Raw genomic sequence first — 18,198 nt, forward strand, 5'->3', positions numbered from 1 at the left:
AGGACGAACTTGTGTTAAAGAAACTATTACTGAGTTTTGTTTTCTTAATAGCTACAAGCAGCCAGTTTGCCCATGCGGCACTGGAGCTGGTTATTACAGATGGTATTAACTCTGCACGACCTATCGCTATTGTTCCTTTCCGTTGGGAAGGCGCAGGACCATTGCCGCACGATGTGTCAGCAGTTATCGCTTCTGACTTGCAACGCAGTGGTAAATTTAGCCCAGTTGCGACAAGTAAAATGCCTCAAACGCCTTACAGCGAAACCGAGGTGAATTTTGATGCTTGGACTAACCTAGGTGTTGATTCACTGCTAACAGGTAGCATCACTAAAAATGCCGAAGGGCAGTATGTGGTGAACTACCAACTGATCGACATTGTTCGTGGTCAACTGACTAAAGGGCAAAGCCGTGCACTAAGCGATGAAGGCCAATTAGTACTTTCTAAAGATCATGTGCTGTTCAACAAGAAAGCGACAGTGCCTGGTAAACGCTTGAGAGAGTACGCACACCGAATCTCTGATTTAGTGTATGAAGAGCTAACGGGTGAGAAAGGGGCGTTTCTAACGCGTATTTCTTACGTAGTTGTGAACGACAAAGACAAATACCCGTACCAGCTTCGTGTTGCTGACTACGACGGCTTTAACGAGCGTTTGGTGCTTCGTTCTAAGCAACCTCTTATGTCACCAGCATGGTCGCCAGACGGTAAGAAGCTTGCGTATGTGAGTTTCCAAAATGGCCAAGCTGAAATATTCATAATGAATATTTACACGGGTGAGCGCGAGAAAGTGACGTCATACCCTCGTCATAATGGTGCGCCAAGATTCTCGCCAGATGGTAAAACATTGGCGTTGGTATTGTCGAAAACAGGCAGTCTTCAGGTGTACACACTCGACCTTGCTAGCCGTAAGCTGACTCAAATTACCCGCGGTCGTTCTAACAATACTGAACCATTCTGGCACCCAGATGGCAAGTCTCTAATTTTCACATCTGATCGTGGTGGTAAACCACAGATTTATAATGTAAATTTGTCAAATAATTCGACATCTCGTATTACTTGGCAAGGTAGCCAAAACTTAGGTGGCCAGATCACCCCTGACGGACGATTCCTGATTATGGTTAATCGTAGCAATTCGGGTTTTAACTTGGCTAAACAAGATTTGGAAACCGGTGCGGTTCAGGTGCTAACAAAAACATTGTTAGATGAATCTCCAAGTATTGCACCGAATGGAGGTATGGTTATCTATAGCTCTATTTACAATAAAACAAACGTACTATCGATGGTTTCTATCGACGGTCGTTTTAAGGCTAGATTACCGGCAACGAACGGACGCGTAAGAGCGCCTTCGTGGTCACCGTTTCTCTAGTTGATTTGATACATTCTTTTAGCTATTGATAGTGTTAACTATTGTGGCATTTAACTATCTATAGCACTTAGTCGCTGTAGAAACTAAGTTTGATAACGTAAGGAAAAAAAGATGCAACTTAACAAAGTTCTTAAAGGCTTGATGATTGCACTACCAGTGATGGCAGTAACGGCATGTAGCTCAACTGATGAAGCAACTTCTGCAACATCTGGCACAGAAAGCAACCAAACAACTTCAGGTTCAGAAGGCAACGTAGATACAACTGTTGTAACGCCAATTGACGCTAACGGTCAACTGTCTGAGCAAGAGCTTAAAGAGCAAGCGCTACGCGAAACTCAAACAATCTACTTCGCATTCGATAACTCTACTATCGCTGGCGACTACGAAGAAATGCTTGCAGCTCACGCAGCATACCTAGTTAAGAACGTTGATATGAACGTTACTGTTGAAGGTCATGCTGATGAGCGCGGTACTCCTGAGTACAACATCGCACTTGGTGAGCGTCGTGCACAAGCTGTAGCGAAATACCTACAAGCTCTAGGTGTTCAAGCAGACCAAATCTCTATCGTAAGCTACGGTGAAGAGAAGCCACTTCTTCTAGGTCAATCTGAAGACGTGTACGCTAAAAACCGTCGTGCAGTACTAGTTTACTAATTTCAGTAGGCTATATAATTGAGGAATTGCCTCATGTTCAGTAACACAAAGCGAGTCATTTTGCTTTCGTTACTGGCAAGTGCAGCGAACACTACGTTCGCTGCACCAGCTCCAGTATCCGATCTCAATAGCACCGCAACAAATTCATCATCTTCCTCTCGATCAGCATCTAACGAATCAGATATTGAGCGTTTAGAGCGCTTGCTTCAAAATCGTAATCTCGTTCAGCTTCAAATGCAGCAGCAAATCGACAATATGTCACTGGAGATCAGTGAACTTCGTGGTGAGTTGGAGCGAAACAGCTACGATATGAAACAAATGCTCGAGCGCCAACGTGAATTGTTCATTGAACTGGATCGTGTGAGAGGCGAGGTGAAAGCAGCAGGAACAGCAACGGTAGCAGTAGCAGCGAGCGAAGGCTCTAAGGATGCTTCTGGTACGTTCAGTACTGATGTTGATGAGCAAACCGCTTATCAAAATGCTGTAGATATGATTCTAAAGCAACGAGACTACACGGGTGCGATTGCAGCATTCCAAAAGTTTCAAAAAGACTTCCCAGACTCGACCTTCACGCCTAACACCCATTATTGGTTAGGTCAGCTTTATTTCGCTAAAAAGCAAGATAAGGAAGCTGTGAAGAGCTTTGCCGCTGTTGTGTCATACAAAGACTCCAACAAGCGCTCTGATGCTCTGGTTAAGCTTGGTGACATAGCTACGCGTAACAACAACGCGACGCAAGCTAAGAAATATTACCAGCAAGTTGTAACCGAGTATCCAAACAGTGCTTCGGCTAAAGTGGCTAAAACCCACTTGTAAACAAAATAGGGGTGCTCAGGTACCTCTTTTTTATATCTGATCACTTTCGTTTTGTGTCTACTTCTCTTCTTTGTAATGCCAACGCATCGCTTTGTTTATGCGTTTTAAGCATTAGTTAGTCATCGCTTGAAACCAATCCTTTTTGATCCCAATCGCTGTCCTGTGTAGAATACTCTAATTCTCGGAAGAAGTTGCGTAGAGCAAGAGCAATGAGTCATATACTAGATAAAATCGATACAGTTTACCCGTTTCCGCCTAAGCCAGTTCCACTGAGCGACGCTCAGAAGCAGGCCCACATCGCAAACATCAAAACACTACTTCAAGAAAAAGATGCAGTTCTAATTGCACACTACTACACAGATCCTGAAATTCAGGCCCTGGCTGAAGCAACTGGTGGTTTTGTTGGCGATTCATTAGAAATGGCTAAGTTTGGTAACCGCCATTCTGCAAGCACTTTGATCATCGCTGGCGTTCGTTTTATGGGGGAGTCAGCAAAGATTCTTACACCTGAAAAATGCATTCTAATGCCAACACTAGAAGCTGAATGTTCTCTTGATCTTGGCTGTCCTGCAGACAAATTTACAGAATTTTGTGATGCTCACCCTGACCATACAGTGGTTGTATACGCGAATACCTCTGCGGCTGTTAAGGCTCGTGCAGACTGGGTAGTTACGTCGAGCATCGCTTTAGAAATCGTTGAAAGCCTAGACGCTGAAGGCAAACCCATTATTTGGGGCCCAGATCGTCACCTAGGTTCTTACATCGTAAATCAAACTGGCGCTGACATGTTGCTTTGGCAAGGTGAGTGTATTGTTCATGACGAGTTCTCAGCTGATGCTTTGAAGAAAATGAAATCAGTATACCCAGAAGCGGCTATTTTGGTTCACCCAGAATCACCAGCAAGCGTGGTTGAACTGGCTGACGCTGTTGGTTCAACAAGTCAACTGATCAAGAAAGCAAAAGAGCTGCCTCATCCACAGATGATTGTCGCGACAGACAAAGGTATCTTCTTCAAAATGCAGCAACTGGTTCCTGAAAAAGAGCTGATTGAAGCGCCGACAGCAGGTGCCGGTGCAACTTGTCGAAGCTGCGCGCATTGCCCTTGGATGGCAATGAACGGCCTTGAAGCGATTGAAAATGCGCTTGAGAATGGTGGCGAGCAACACGAGATCTTCGTTTCTGACGAACTGCGCGTGAAGTCCCTTATCCCATTGAACCGCATGCTAGATTTTGCTGAGCAGCTTAACGTGCAAGTGAAAGGCAACGCTTAATCTAATGACGTGAGGTTATAAATAATCCAATATTTATAACTATGCAGTCTTTATAATGTGGTGCATTTGTCATCATTAAAAAACCAGCCGCAGTGCTGGTTTTTTTGTATCTGAATATTAGCCTCTATCTAGTCTGACTAGTAGCTGCTGTTTGCATTAGATATGTACCAATCGTAGCAAATACCACTATTAGTAATAGCTATCAGTTAATAAGTCCTGATTTTTATGGACATGGTAAGTCTGAGACAGAGTGTTCACGAGCCAGTATCAGCGAGATGGTCAGTCCGCACGAGCGCTTTAGCAGGAGAGCAATATTCGATTATTGGTGTCAGTGATAGCGGAATTGCAGGCTACCGCTTAACTATTCAAGAGATGAGTAGGATTACGTACTCAGCCTGCTAATCATTTGCTCAAGTACCTCTCTAAAGCTCTTAACTCTGTCTCAGATTAACTCTACATAAGCTTAATACTGTCTTATTTTTAATTTTTCTTCCCTTCTTCATGAATAGGGCGTCTCGTTAGGTGCTCGAACCATCAAAAATCAGAATTCTCAATTCAAGTTAATTAATGCCAGTGATAATTATTATCAATATTAAATGAGAATGCTTTACATTTAAATATGCAACCGATAAGGTACGGTTGAAAATTCGTCAGGTCATTGAAAGGGAAATCATTTTTCAATTTATTCGTTGAGTGACTTAGGGCTTGTTCAATGTGACGGTTTTCAGTCGGAATTTTGGCTCATGTATTAAAGCAGTGGTCAATAAGGAGCTAAGGAAGTACAGCTTATACTCATTTTGAGTTGTTGCGTTTTCAACACCTTTTGAATGTCTTCCCTAGTTTTCATTATAAATGCCGTTACATGAGCCCACCTAAAGTTAATGCTTAATCAAGGAGAATTTTAAATGACAGCATTACGCCCCGCGACAGTGAATGAGCTAGGAAATAGCAGATTCAAACTTCGCACCTTATCTGCAATCATCATGGGACTTAGTGTAAGTGGTCAAGCTTTTGCAGCGACAAACAATAATAATGAAACTACCACTAACGAAGACAAAACTACTTTTGAAGTTACCGTGTATGGCGAAAAAATAGAACGTTCGATTTATGATACAGGCTCAAGCGTGCATGTGTATGATGAAGATCGTATCGCGAGTACTCCAGGCGCATCTGAGGTCGACGATCTGCTGCAGTTAACACCAAACATTGTGGATTCAGGGCAGGGTAATAACCTACCATCGATTCGTGGTGTTGATGGTTCTGGACCTTCTATTGGCGGGTTGGCTGCTTTTGGTGGCTCCGTGCCAAGGTTGAACCTTTCAATTGATGGACGTTCACTCAGCTATTCTGAAGTTGCGTTTGGCCCTCGTTCTTTATGGGATATGCAGCAAGCGGAAATTTATCTTGGACCGCAAAGCTACGTTCAAGGCCGAAATGCATCTGCGGGTGCTATCGTTTTAAAATCTAATGATCCGACTTACGATTTTGAGAGCAAAGTAAAGGCTGCTATTGGTCAGCAAGACTATTCTCAAACCGCAGCGGTTATCTCGGCGCCAATACTAGAAGATCAACTGGCCTTCAGATTGAGTGTTGATCAACAAAAACGCAGTAGTTACGCAGACCTTACTGCTTATGAACCAGTCGGTGACCCTAATCGCATTGAAATGACGACAGCTCGTGGTAAATTTTTGCTAGAGCCAGCAGGCCTTCCTGGGTTCAAAACCACGTTAACGATTGCCCATATGGATACTGTGGGACCTCAATCTGAATCTCAACAAACAAAGATCAATAGAGCTGTTTACGAAACTCAGTCAACAAGCGGCATTTGGGATGTATCTTATGACATCTCAGATACGTTAGTGTTTGAAAATAATTTGATCTACACCGATCGCACTTACAACCGAATCACTGACCCTGCAGGCAGAAAGCAGGATTTCAAATCCAAAGGTAATGAGTTCCAAATAGAGCCTTTGGTTCGATTTGATTCCCTTAGCGAAGATCTCTCTGGTTTGTTTGGTTTACGCTACTTCAAATCTGAAGATGACGATGTATTTGAACAGACTGGGTCATCTATACCAATGGAAGGCAAAAACCGTGCTATGTCGGCATTCGCTGAAGTGACGTACTTGGTGATGCCGAGCATCGAAGTTGTAGCGGCAGGGCGATTCGAACGCGAAAGCAAAAAACGCTATGTTGCCCCGGGTCGTTTTGGCTTAGATTATGATGAAACATCAAATGTATTCCTTCCCAAGCTTGAAGTTGCCTATAAGCCTGAATCAGACCAAACCGTGGGTATCCGAGCAGCTAAGGGCTTTAACTCTGGAGGTGGCGGCGTTGGCTTCAATAACAAAACGTGGGCATTTTCTTCATATACGTACGAAGACGAATACGTTTGGAACTATGAATTCTTCACTCGCCATAGTCTGCTAGATAATGAACTTGAGTTAACAACTAACGTCTTCTACAACGACTACGATAATTTCCAAGTTCTGGAGACTTCATCAAAAGGTGATGTGAAAGTTGATAATGTTGATGAAGCATATACCTACGGTGCAGAACTAGGAAGCCGTTGGTTAACGACATCAAACCTAGAACTATTGGCTTCACTTGGTTTGTTGAAAACAAGTTACAAAGATCATGCTAATAGCTCAAAAGAACTCGCTCGAGCCCCTTCTTTGACGGCAAGCTTCGGTGCTTTATACATGTTTGCTGAGAATTTCGAATTGAGTGGTAATGCGAATTACACTGGAGATTACTTCAGTGACGTTGAAAACTCAGCTAACCAGAGTATTGATGCTTACTGGGTTGCAAATGCACAAGTTGCCTATGTGTTTACTAACGGACGTATGTCTTTATTCGCTACAAACTTGTTTGATTCTGAAAAAGAAACATTCAACTTTGGTGGAGACGATATTACGAAGCAAGCACCTCGCCAAATTGGTGGTTCAGTAGAATTGTACTTCTAATCGGTTAGATATAAGAAAACGCCTTGCTCAAAACAAGGCGTTTATTTTGAAATCATTAGCATGGAAAGTGGCGAAGACCCTATGAGTAAAACTCTGAACATTAGGAGAGGCTCCCACCAAAGTCATGCTTTCCCCTCAATACTGTAGATCTCTTTAAGAGGAAAATTGATGAGCGATCAACCAGTGCGTTTACATCCGATGTTGTTGGACTTTGTTCGTAAGGAGAAGATCTCAAAGCATCTACTGCGAGTAACTGTTACGGGCGACTCTTTAAAAGGGTTCCCTGAAGATCAAAATGGTACACACATAAAAGTGTTTTTCCCCAATAGAGCTAGTGGGATATTGCAGTTACCTTACCGAGAAGGTGAAACTGTGATTTGGCCTGAGCATAAACCCGTGCCCCGAGCCTATACCGTAAGAAAGTATCGAGCTGATGTGAATGAGCTTGATATCGATTTCGTGAACCACGGAACCGATTCTCTCGGCGGCGGGTGGGCAATTAAAGCAGAACAAGGTTTCCAAATTGGCCTTGTAGGTCCTGCTGGGCCTGACCCATTACTTGAACCCGCAGATTGGCATATTATTGCGGGAGACTTAACAGCAGTACCAGCCATTAGTGCGATTTTGGAGAGCCTTCCCTCTGACATTCAAGGCTATGTATTTATCGAGATAGAGGATGCCGCAGATAAGCATGATATTCAGCATCCGCAAGGTCTGGTTCTGAAGTGGCTAATTAGAGACGAAAATAGCGATCAATCTCTATTGAGCGAAGCTATTTCCGGCTTAATTGCACCGAATGGATCTCACTCGCTTTCGGCTTTCATTGCGGGTGAAAATGAAAGCGTGATTGCGTGTCGTAAAGCGCTTAAACAAGAGTACAAGCTGTCTAAAAAAGATATGTATGCGATTCCTTACTGGAAACGAGGTAAGGATGAAGAAGCGTACCATGATGAACGTCATGAAGTTATGGATGAAGAGTACTAATCAGCTTTATTGAAGTTATTCGATAGATGTTTCAGCCATGATTTTTCTGATTTAGTAATCACCACAGCAAGTCCATCTTAATAATTAAACTTAGACTAAATGAAGTGCAAGTGGTAAATGAGAATCAATGTAATTTTTAAAATCAATATTATGTTTAAGTTCGTTGTTGTTTTTTTGATTTCAGCTTCGGCTTCTGTTTTCGCAGAAACCGAAATGACATATCAAAATACTTATCCCAAGACTTTCGTCAATGCGGATGGCTCACAGACAGTGCTCCCATCTAAACCGACTCGAATCCTTTCTACCTCGGTGACGATTAGCGGGACGCTACTGGCTATTGATGCTCCTTTAGCCGCAACAGCACTCACTTATGAAGGAAAGTTTTTTAGTCAATGGGCAGATATTGCTGAACAGAGAAGCGTGGAAAAGGCATGGCCTGCCGGCAGCGTTGATTTAGAGTCTGCCTATATCTATGAACCTGATTTGATTGTTGTAGCATGGCGCGGTGGTGATTCGGCGAGAGATCAAATAGCTGAATTTAAGCAAATAGCACCAACCATTATTTTGGATTACACCGCACAATCATGGCAAGACTTGGCTTTGAGGCTTGGACAGGCGACAGGGTTAGAAGAACAAGCCCAACAAAAAATTAGCCAGTTTGAGTTGTTCGTTAACCAGAGTAAAAACAAGCTACAGATACCAGAAGGCGAAACCAATATTGTGGCGTATTTTGGACCTGGAGCAACCAATGCTATCGCATTAGAGGACGGCGTTCATGCCGACTTGCTCATTGACCTCGGTTTCAAAATGGAAGTGCAAAATCGTCAATGGCATGACAACACCGTGCCTTTATCAGATTTTATGCGCGTCCACTTTGAACTGCTGACTCAACTTAAAGCTGATACGACATTTTTGCTAGAAGCGAGTGAGGATAGCGCTAATCGATTTATGCACGACCCAATCCTGATCAACCTTCCGTCCGTCCGGAATAAACAAGTCTTTGGTTTAGGTGAAAATTCATTTCGTATCGATATGTATAGTGCTACCGAAATCGTTAACGACATTGTTCAGCTTTTTGAACGAGATACAAATGCAGGTTAATGGCTAATGCCGATGGGAAATGGGTAAAGGATGTCCGTGATGACAAGTATTGCTAGTCCTGCAGAAGCATTTGAACAGATAAGAAATGGACAACGACGACGATGGCTGATAGCGGGAGTCGTGTTGTTATTTTTTGCCTCGTGTTTTAGCCTTTTTATCGGCACGCATTACATATCGCCGGTAGTGACTTTGGATGCGATTTTTTCTTTTGATCCAACCAACAGTGATCATCTATTGGTTGTCCACCTTCGAATTCCACGCACCTTGTTAGCTTTAGTTGTTGGCGGTGCGCTTGGTGTTGCTGGCGTTATCATGCAAAGCTTAACTCGTAACCCATTAGCAGATCCTGGGATACTCGGTGTCAATGCGGGGGCGACAGTTGCCATAGTATCAGCGATAGCCTTTCTGGGCATCCATGATATGGCCTATGTGATGTGGTTTGGTTTACTTGGGGCGGCTGTTTCCGGAGCGGGTGTTTTTGCCCTTGCTGGGGTAAATAAAGGGGTTAACCCTGTAAGAGTTGTATTGGCGGGAACTGCTTTGTCGGTTGTGTTGCTTGCGCTGACTCATATGATCACAATAAACAGCAATGAAATGGTGTTTGAACAATATAGACATTGGGCTGTGGGGTCATTTCAAGGGCGAGGTTACGATGTCTTGATCCCGGCTGCCATGTTAATAGCCATTGGATTAGCAATCGCGTTTTCATTAAGTAAAGCCTTAGATACTGTCTCGTTAGGGGACGATATTGGTCACGCCTTAGGTGTTAACCCGATCAAAATATGGTGTTTTGCTTCTATTGCTATTGTGGTTTTAGCGGGGACCTCTACTGCGGCGGCTGGTCCTATCAGCTTTGTTGGTCTTACTGCCCCTCATATTGCAAGGATGGCGGCGGGGCCTGATCATAAATGGTTGATGCCTTTCTCTTTACTGATTGCATCCATTCTGGCAGTTGTCGCCGATGTACTAGGCCGGATCGTCGGGTATCCCAATGAGATCAGTGTAGGCATTATGATTGCTCTAATCGGCGGGCCATTCTTTGTATTCTTAGTGAAACGTTGGAAGATATCTCTCCTATGATGATTGAGCCTTACACTCTTCAACATTCTGGCTCGGGAAGTGTTGTACGCTTCGGTCAGTTTTCTTTCTGTTATCAACCGTCTCATATACTTGTCGCTTTGATTTTGTTGATATCAGTTTGCGCTATTGCAACTTATTCCATGACATTGGGTAAGTTTAATATCTCGTTGCCTCAAGTGGCCGATATCATTCTTGGGGTTGGAGAGGGGGGCGTAAAAGAGCGAATAATTCTTAACATAAGACTACCGAAGGTTCTTACTGCGGTCTTTGTTGGGGCTGCGTTAGGCATTTCTGGTGCGGTATTTCAATCGGTATCAAGAAATGCTCTTGGTTCTCCAGATGTCATTGGCTTCACTACGGGGGCTGCGACCGGTGCAATTGCTCAAATAGTTTTGTTTGAGCAAGGGGCTATCGAAGTGGCAATCGCGGCGATAGTCGGCGGAGTAATCACGGCTGTTATCGTTTACTTACTTGCGGTAAAAACAGGAGTGGTTGGAGGGTATCGCCTAATACTCACTGGTATTGGGATCGGGTCCATTTTGAGTGCGCTGAACAGCCTGATGTTAGTTAAGGGTAATTTAGACAATGCCATTTTGGCCAATCTATGGCTTGCAGGATCACTGCATGCTAGGACATGGACACATGTTTATCCTGTACTTATAGGGGTATGTCTCCTCCTCCCTTTTATGATGATGCTAAAGCGTGAGCTTGCCATGATAGAGATGGGGGATGACATCGCAACTCAGCTGGGTATCCGAGTAGAGCGAGTCCGTCTTTCTATGATTTTCTTTGCTGTGGTCTTAGCCGCATTCGCGACAGGAGCTGCTGGGCCTATTGCCTTTATTGCCCTTGCTGCTCCTCAATTAGTTGGTCGATTGAGAAAGTCGCGAGCATTATCCTTGTTCTCCTCAGCTCTTATGGGCGCGTTGTTGGTCTTAACCGCGGATGTTTTAATTCAATGGTTGCCTTTTCAAGCAAGCGTGCCGATAGGCAGGATGACGGGTATTGTAGGTGGCATATATTTAATTTGGCTATTGACTCGATCTCGCCAGTTTTAAGCATAGGTACTCATATGATTAATGAGAGCGATACTTCTTAAGTTTACCGATTATTTGTCAAGTATATGAGTGTTAGAGCAAGACTCGTTTTACCGAGTTAGATCAGTACTCAAAAATGACAAGTTGGTCCAATGGTTTATGGTGTACCCAACTGAACTTGAAATTGTGTAACGCTGCCTGTTTTAGCCCCGAAGAAACCAAGCGTAACCTTAAGCAGCAACAAGTCTATTCTTGATGCTACGCTTTCCCAAGCAACTGAATAGCTAGAGCTAATTAGTTAAGTAATTAGCTAAATAAGCAAATAGCTAAAAGTTACTTGGGGATATTGTTTAACATAAATTAAATCAGAAACTTATGAGCCTATCGACACCGGTTAAATCTAAAATCACCTCTCGACTAAATGGAAGTAACCTTAAACTTGCATACGAGAATCGCGTTATTTGTGAAAATCTCGAACTTCATATTCCTGAAGGTAAATTTACGGTCATTGTCGGACCCAACGGGTGCGGAAAGTCGACCTTATTGAGAAGCTTATGCCGTTTATTGAAACCTTCTAAAGGCCAAATTTGTCTAGATGGTCAGAATATCCAAAAAGTACCAGCTAAAGAGTTGGCGAGAGAGTTGGGGTTACTGCCGCAAAGCTCACAAGCTCCTGAAGGGATTCGAGTCGTTGATTTGGTAGCAAGAGGCCGTTATCCGCATCAAAAACTGTTTAAGCAGTGGAGCTTAGATGATCAAGAGGCGGTCTTTCAAGCGCTGGAAGATACTGGTGTCACCGATTTGGCCGAGAGGCAGGTTGATGAACTATCAGGAGGTCAGAAACAACGAGTTTGGATTGCCATGGTATTAGCACAAAAAACACCGATAGTATTACTTGATGAGCCGACAACTTATTTAGACGTCGCACACCAGATCGATTTGTTGGAGTTGTTCCGCAGCCTCAATAGAGAGAAAAAACACACTATCGTCGCCGTGCTGCATGATTTGAATCAAGCCTGTCGTTATGCGGATCATCTGATTGCATTTGCTGGTGGAGAAATTGTCGCACAAGGGAAACCTAAGTCTTTAATTGACGCCAAACTCGTTAAGCAAGTATTTGGCTTAGATAGCGTTATTATTGATGATCCCGTAAGTCATACTCCATTGATTGTGCCTTTGGGGAAGTAACTCATATGACTTTTTGTTCAGTTTTGATTTACTCCAGAGATTGTTTGTAGATATTTCTAAGTCTTTTTGTACCTAAATGTGGACTATTGGCATTATTTTGGGCTCATGTGCCTTTTTCTTAAGATACATCTTGTTGATATCATTTATTTTTTCTAGCATGTAACTAAGAGAAATGGATTAGAGGCTCTAATGATAATCTGGTTACAACTCAAACGTTGGGTCAAAGCGAATATCTTTGTTTTGAATGGTAAAAACCTATTGTTTACTTTCCTCGGCTACGTGTTTTTATCGTGGTCGACATTGTATTTGGCGGGTGAAACGGACTTAACCAACTCGTTTACTACATTTGCATACTATTTAGTCGTGACGGCTTCTACGGTTGGTTATGGCGATTTGTCACCGACGACGGAAGCGGGGCGATGGATTGTTATTTTGTTTGTTATCCCTGGAGGGCTCAGCCTTTTCGCTGCTTTACTGGGTAAGGTGGCAACAGAAGGTGTTGAATATTGGCGAGCGGGCTTGTTAGGTAAAAGGAGAGTTAGAGTGGAAAACCACATTTTGATGTTGGGGTGGAATGAACAAAGAACCATTCATCTCATCCGTATGCTGCAACATGAAGAAACGGGCAAGCGACCAATCGTATTATGTACGCGTTCAGATATTGAAAATCCGTTACCCGGTGAGATCAATTTCGTTAAGGTAAACAGCTACACCGATGGCAAAGAGATGGAGAAAACGGGCATTGAGTCAGCCAGCTGTATTCTTATTGATAACCCCGAAGACGATATCACGCTGTCTGCGGCGCTTTATTGTGCGAACCGAAACCCTAAGGCTCATCTTCTGGTTTACTTTAAAGATGAGGCGTTGAGCGATTTACTGCATCAACATTGCCCAAACTCTGAATGTATTCCGGCAGTGGGTGCCGAAATGCTGGCTAAAGCTGCGGTTGATCCCGGTTCAAGTGCACTTCATCAAGAGCTTTTAAGCTCAACTAGAGGTATGACACAGTATTCGACGTATTACCCTAAAGATGCCGAACCTGTAACCGTCGCGCCTATTTTCTCTGTATTCAAAGAGAAGTATAAAGCAACGCTGATCGCGATTGATACGGGGAGTGGTATAGAGCTTAATCCGGAGTTAGACCAAGTTGTCAGCAGCGGTACTAAGTTGTTTTACATTGCCGATGAGCGAATTGATCATTTCGATTGGAAAGGCTTTTAGACGGCTATTTAGTGTCACCTGAAACGAAAGAAGGCCTCATTGTGAGGCCTTCTTACTATCGTTCGAATATAGCGCAGCTTATTTCTTTTATATCTCTCGCTTTAGAGAGAATGGAAAATTATTGAGCTTCAGCTAATGCGATACCGCGTTGCGTTAACCCGCAAAGCATCACAGGCACAGCGTTAAAGATCTCTTCAAACTGCTCAAGGCCTTCGATGCCTTGTTCGGCAAGGGTAGCAATGGAAGTTTCTGGATCGTAAAGCATGCTGAGTGAAAGCAACACGCCGCCGACCAGTGCGTTGTCTTCGCTGTCTTCGGGCATCAGTGTTTCCCAATCATCACGGGCTATCTGCCAACCTTGAAGTAAGCCTTCACAAAAATCGCGAGCTGCTGTATTTACAACTTCTGCATCATCTAATTGACAAGCTTCAGGCCATACCCAAGTACCTTCGATCAGTTCTGGGCGGGTTTTGTTCCAAAGCGCGATGATAACTTCAATGTAGCTTTCCAGCTGTTCACCGTCGGTAAAAGGCGCGACTTCTTCGCCACCCCAAAGGAATGGTAGCCATTCATGAGGAGTTAACACATTTGGATCTGCTGCCATTGCAGTGACAAAGCCCATGGTTTTGTGTTCTGTGATTAGCTTTCCTTCCAACTCTGGAAGCGCAAGAATATCTTGTAAAGTCAAAGTGAGGTACCGTAAAAGGGAACATATTTGCGCTTATAGTACCAATGAACTTGCGCCAATCAAGCTTCAATCTAAAAACGCTTGATGTCATTAGTGATAAACACTAGGTTAAACAGAAAAGAAAACAACAAGATAATTATGCAAATACGGTCGTCTCTTAAGAAAAAAAGTATGGTAGCGCTTGGTGTATACCTCGCAATGTTCATTGCCATTGTCGGTAGTGTGACGTATTACGTCGTAGAATCTCCTGTACGCGCTAAGTTGCAACAAAATCTCGACTTACGTACACAACTGTTATCGGAATTGATTACAGAGCCCCTCAGTAGCTCTCAAGGTTTTGTTGATAGTTTGGTTGGTTTCGCTCAGGCACAGCGCAGTGATACTGATGTTATACCGTTATTTATTAAGTCAATGTTGGCGGCGAGCGATGACACGATCGTCAGCGCAGGTATTTGGCCAGAACCGCATGCATTGGATTCTGATAAAATCCTTAACAGTTATTTTTTCAACAAAGCCGACGATGGTGATATTGACCAGCTCTTTTCTTATAACAACCCCAAAAATGCGCCTTATCAAAACGAATATTGGTATACATCTGTAGTAAACAAAGTGCAGGGAACCATTGCATGGAGCAATGTGTATATTGACCCATATACACATGTTCAAATGATCACAGCATCTTCACCTTACTATTACGATGGAACTTTTGCAGGTGTCGCGACGGTGGATCTCTCACTCGAAGAGTTACTCGGCTTTATGAAGAACCATGCGGAAGAATACAACCTTGGTATTACTCTAAGAGACAAACTCAACCAAGTGTTGGTTTCTCATAACTTCAATCTCGTTGATGGGATTTATATTAGTAGTAACCAATTTGGAGAGTTTGGATGGCAAGTGGATGTCGTCAACTCAAAATCACGAGTAGCAGACGAAGTGTTTCGTCAGGTAATGAGCGTTGAAAGCGGTATTGTGCCGCTGTTATTATTGTGTGTTATGGCAGGTTATTACTTACTGAACCGCTATTTGATAAGCCCAATCACAACGATTGCCGCCCAAGTTGATAGTTCTAAAGCGGGCGAGATCATCGATGTTGACTACTCTAGTGATGATGAAATCGGACATTTGATCAAAACCTTCAACGAAAAAACCATCTATCTCGAAGCTGAGAAGGTTAAAGCTCAAGCATCAACCAATGCCAAAACGGCTTTTCTTGCGACCTTGTCACACGAAATTCGTACCCCGATGAATGGTGTATTAGGAACGGCTCAGATCTTACTGAAAACCCCTTTGAGCACAGAGCAAGAGAAGCATCTTAAGAGCCTGTATGATTCGGGTGATCATATGATGACGTTACTCAATGAAATTTTGGATTTTTCAAAGATAGAGCAGGGTCGGTTAGACCTAGATGAAACACGATTCCCGCTTGATTCAATTATAGGAAGTATCAACAGTGTCTATTACACATTGTCTTCCGAGAAAGGGCTTCAATTCAAAGTGTACTCCGAAGTGCCTTCTGGCCGTTGGTACTTCTCAGACAAAGCACGCCTTCGCCAAATTTTATTTAACCTCTTAAACAACGCAGTCAAGTTTACCTCTCGAGGCTTTGTCGAGGTGTATCTTAAAGAAGTCGTAGAGGGGAGTGACACCTACCTTAGTATTCGAGTTCGCGACACCGGTATTGGTATATCTAAAGAAGCACAAAAACGTATTTTTAAACCGTTTGAACAAGCTGAGTCTTCGACTACGAGACGCTTTGGCGGTACTGGTCTCGGGTTAGCGATTGTGAAGAAAATTGCCCAATTGATGGAGGGCAGTATTAGCGTCACCAGTGAAGAAGGGATAGGCACCAGCTTCGATGTTCGCTTGAAGATTAAGCCTTGCCAGCCTGGCGAAATAGAGAGCTTGCCACATAAAAAGTTAGATTACTCTGGCTTGAAGGTACTGATTGTCGAAGATAACCGAACCAATACCGTCATTATTGAAACCTTCATGAGCAGTAAAGGCTTTACTTGTAAGAGCGTCGAAAATGGTGAACTTGCGATACAAGCCGTGGTGGCTGAGCGCTTTGATTTGGTATTAATGGATAACCATATGCCAGTGATGGACGGCGTTGAATCAACCACTGCAATTCGAGCTTTGATAGGCGAGATATCATCGGTACTGGTGTTTGGTTGTACGGCTGATGTCTTTAAAGAGACTCGCGAACGTATGCTTGGTGCGGGTGTGGATTATATTATTGCCAAGCCGATTGATGAGCGTGAGTTGGATGATGCGTTATTCCGCTATTCAAACAAGCTTTACCAATACCATGAAGTTAAAGTTCATGATCTTGATAGCCTAGATGTAGAAAAAAACGATTCGCAAAGTAACAGCGAGTCACTACCTAAACCTGATCTACGAAACAAAGATAACACCGAAGAGCTACTCGTCACGCTGTACGTTGCGCTCGAAGATAATAACTTAGCGCTGATTAAGTCTGCATTAGAGAGCTTGCGTGTTCATGCTGAACCTATGAATAATGCAAAGCTCACAGATCACGTCGATAAAGCTTTAGAGCAGGTTTCTCTCGGTTTCACTCCTGAACAAGAAATCATCAATACCATTACGGTAAATCTTCCTATGGCATAGTTGTTGTTTAATTACGGAAATATAATAACAAATCGCTCGTTATTTGACCTTTGTGGGTTTTTTTGGTGGAAGTGACTGCTTTTAAAGTGGTTTTTGGTTGTTAATTTACAACTTTATTTTTAATTTGGAATGTATGACTGCTTATCTTGTGGTTTAATAGTGACATTATCTGGCGAGGTGTAATCTAGCCTTGTTTATGTGTTGTTAAATCACTAATTAAGTAGTGATATATTTTAGGTTTATCGTCAATGAAGTCTCGTGGTCCATTCTGTATTCGAAACGCAGCTGCGGATACATTCGCTATGGTCGTTTTCTGTTTTATTTCTGGAATGATTGTTGAAGTGTTTATTTCTGGTATGACGTTTGAGCAGTCTCTTGCTTCTCGAACGTTATCTATTCCGGTAAACATAGCTATCGCTTGGCCTTATGGAGTCTTTCGTGATTGGTTCTTGCGTAACGGCGCAAAGCTTTCACAAAGCTCATTGATGAAAAACTTGTCTGACTTGGTGGCGTACGTGTTATTCCAGTCACCTGTGTATGCCGGTATTTTATTGGCAGTAGGTGCTTCAAGCGACCAGATTGTTACGGCTGTCACCAGTAACGCTGTTATCTCATGTGGTATGGGCGTGCTGTACGGTTACTTCTTAGATATGTGCCGTAAATGGTTTAGAGTTCCGGGCTACTATCAACAAGCTTAAGAAAAGCAACAAGCGTAAGTACAACGATAGAATGAAATTTGGTTTGTTTTTGATCTAATGAGTTAATTTGTAATCGAACAAACTGAAAAAGGCACTTTTTTTGATAATGCCTCTTGACCAAAGCAAGCAGAATCAATAAAGTAGCGCCTCGTTGAGTGACAAGCTCAACACACAATTTGTGGAAGGATGGCTGAGTGGCTTAAGGCGCTCGCCTGGAAAGCGAGTATACGTTTATAGCGTATCTGGGGTTCAAATCCCCATCCTTCCACCACTATTCAAAACCCTAGCAGAAATGCTGGGGTTTTCTCGTTTTAGAGCACCTATATTTTATCTTTATCTCTATCTCTATCTCTATCTCTATCTCTATCTCTATCTCTAGCCCAAAGTCCTTTGCCTAGTTATCACGCCTTCCAACGCTATTTATGACCACTTGCTTACTGTGATTGGTATTATACCAATCGTAGTAAATAACTGGTCACCCTAGCTTGTTAAAAACCTCGAT

The 18,198-nt window shown here is 43.1% G+C and carries 14 protein-coding genes and 1 tRNA gene; 14 read left to right on the plus strand and 1 reads right to left on the minus strand.

Features of this window, described 5'->3' with window-relative positions; translation table 11 throughout:
• The first annotated feature begins 11 nt into the window (after window positions 1-11).
• The 11 genes from tolB (at window position 12) to AB6C75_RS06575 (ending at window position 13,682) form a co-directional block, all read left to right on the plus strand.
• Window positions 12-1,364 carry a Tol-Pal system beta propeller repeat protein TolB gene (gene tolB, locus AB6C75_RS06525; RefSeq protein ID WP_009846380.1) on the plus strand — a complete coding sequence of 451 codons (1,353 nt, stop codon included), beginning with the start codon at window positions 12-14 and terminating at the stop codon, window positions 1,362-1,364.
• Window positions 1,365-1,475: 111 nt separating this feature from the next.
• The gene (gene pal, locus AB6C75_RS06530) at window positions 1,476-2,018 is read left to right on the plus strand and encodes a peptidoglycan-associated lipoprotein Pal (protein ID WP_009846381.1); all 543 of its coding nucleotides are present in this window, start codon (window positions 1,476-1,478) and stop codon (window positions 2,016-2,018) included.
• 33 nt (window positions 2,019-2,051) lie between these two features.
• Window positions 2,052-2,834 (plus strand): tol-pal system protein YbgF, encoded by a 783-nt coding sequence (gene ybgF, locus AB6C75_RS06535; RefSeq protein WP_372107398.1) that lies wholly within the window; start codon window positions 2,052-2,054, stop codon window positions 2,832-2,834.
• Window positions 2,835-3,043: 209 nt separating this feature from the next.
• Window positions 3,044-4,105: a quinolinate synthase NadA gene (nadA, locus tag AB6C75_RS06540; RefSeq protein WP_372107400.1), complete on the plus strand. Its 1,062-nt coding sequence runs from the start codon at window positions 3,044-3,046 to the stop codon at window positions 4,103-4,105.
• A 905-nt stretch (window positions 4,106-5,010) separates the two neighbouring features.
• Entirely contained in the window at window positions 5,011-7,071 is a 2,061-nt protein-coding gene (locus tag AB6C75_RS06545) for a TonB-dependent receptor (protein WP_372107402.1), read from the plus strand.
• A gap of 168 nt (window positions 7,072-7,239) precedes the next feature.
• Window positions 7,240-8,055 carry a siderophore-interacting protein gene (locus AB6C75_RS06550; protein ID WP_372107404.1) on the plus strand — a complete coding sequence of 272 codons (816 nt, stop codon included), beginning with the start codon at window positions 7,240-7,242 and terminating at the stop codon, window positions 8,053-8,055.
• 117 nt (window positions 8,056-8,172) lie between these two features.
• Window positions 8,173-9,156 (plus strand): Fe2+-enterobactin ABC transporter substrate-binding protein, encoded by a 984-nt coding sequence (gene fepB / locus AB6C75_RS06555; protein ID WP_372107406.1) that lies wholly within the window; start codon window positions 8,173-8,175, stop codon window positions 9,154-9,156.
• 39 nt (window positions 9,157-9,195) lie between these two features.
• Window positions 9,196-10,236, plus strand: a complete 1,041-nt coding sequence (locus AB6C75_RS06560) for an iron ABC transporter permease (protein ID WP_102502584.1) — start codon at window positions 9,196-9,198, stop codon at window positions 10,234-10,236.
• Window positions 10,233-11,294 (plus strand): FecCD family ABC transporter permease, encoded by a 1,062-nt coding sequence (locus AB6C75_RS06565; RefSeq protein WP_372107421.1) that lies wholly within the window; start codon window positions 10,233-10,235, stop codon window positions 11,292-11,294. The genes AB6C75_RS06560 and AB6C75_RS06565 overlap by 4 nt, the downstream gene beginning before the upstream one ends.
• Before the next feature lie 354 nt (window positions 11,295-11,648).
• A complete protein-coding gene (locus AB6C75_RS06570; RefSeq protein ID WP_102502582.1) occupies window positions 11,649-12,461 on the plus strand; it encodes an ABC transporter ATP-binding protein in 813 nt (270 codons plus the stop codon).
• 189 nt (window positions 12,462-12,650) lie between these two features.
• A complete protein-coding gene (locus AB6C75_RS06575) occupies window positions 12,651-13,682 on the plus strand; it encodes a potassium channel family protein (RefSeq protein ID WP_009846405.1) in 1,032 nt (343 codons plus the stop codon).
• 118 nt (window positions 13,683-13,800) lie between these two features.
• On the opposite strand, the gene AB6C75_RS06580 is transcribed toward AB6C75_RS06575, so the two are convergent.
• Complete coding sequence (locus AB6C75_RS06580) at window positions 13,801-14,370, minus strand: UPF0149 family protein (RefSeq protein WP_372107409.1); 570 nt, start codon at window positions 14,368-14,370, stop codon at window positions 13,801-13,803.
• Between the two features lie 171 nt (window positions 14,371-14,541).
• Between AB6C75_RS06580 and AB6C75_RS06585 the strand changes: the two genes are divergently transcribed.
• The 3 genes from AB6C75_RS06585 to AB6C75_RS06595 all read left to right on the plus strand — a co-directional run bounded on the left by AB6C75_RS06585 (window position 14,542) and on the right by AB6C75_RS06595 (window position 17,967).
• The gene (locus tag AB6C75_RS06585) at window positions 14,542-16,998 is read left to right on the plus strand and encodes a hybrid sensor histidine kinase/response regulator (protein WP_102502579.1); all 2,457 of its coding nucleotides are present in this window, start codon (window positions 14,542-14,544) and stop codon (window positions 16,996-16,998) included.
• A 248-nt stretch (window positions 16,999-17,246) separates the two neighbouring features.
• Complete coding sequence (locus tag AB6C75_RS06590) at window positions 17,247-17,696, plus strand: L-alanine exporter AlaE (RefSeq protein WP_009846408.1); 450 nt, start codon at window positions 17,247-17,249, stop codon at window positions 17,694-17,696.
• 180 nt (window positions 17,697-17,876) lie between these two features.
• Window positions 17,877-17,967, plus strand: a tRNA-Ser gene (locus tag AB6C75_RS06595).
• Window positions 17,968-18,198 lie beyond the last annotated feature (231 nt).

The sequence above is a fragment of the Vibrio sp. 10N.237.312.B06 genome, assembly GCF_041464685.1.
Classification (GTDB): Bacteria; Pseudomonadota; Gammaproteobacteria; order Enterobacterales; family Vibrionaceae; genus Vibrio; species Vibrio tasmaniensis_A.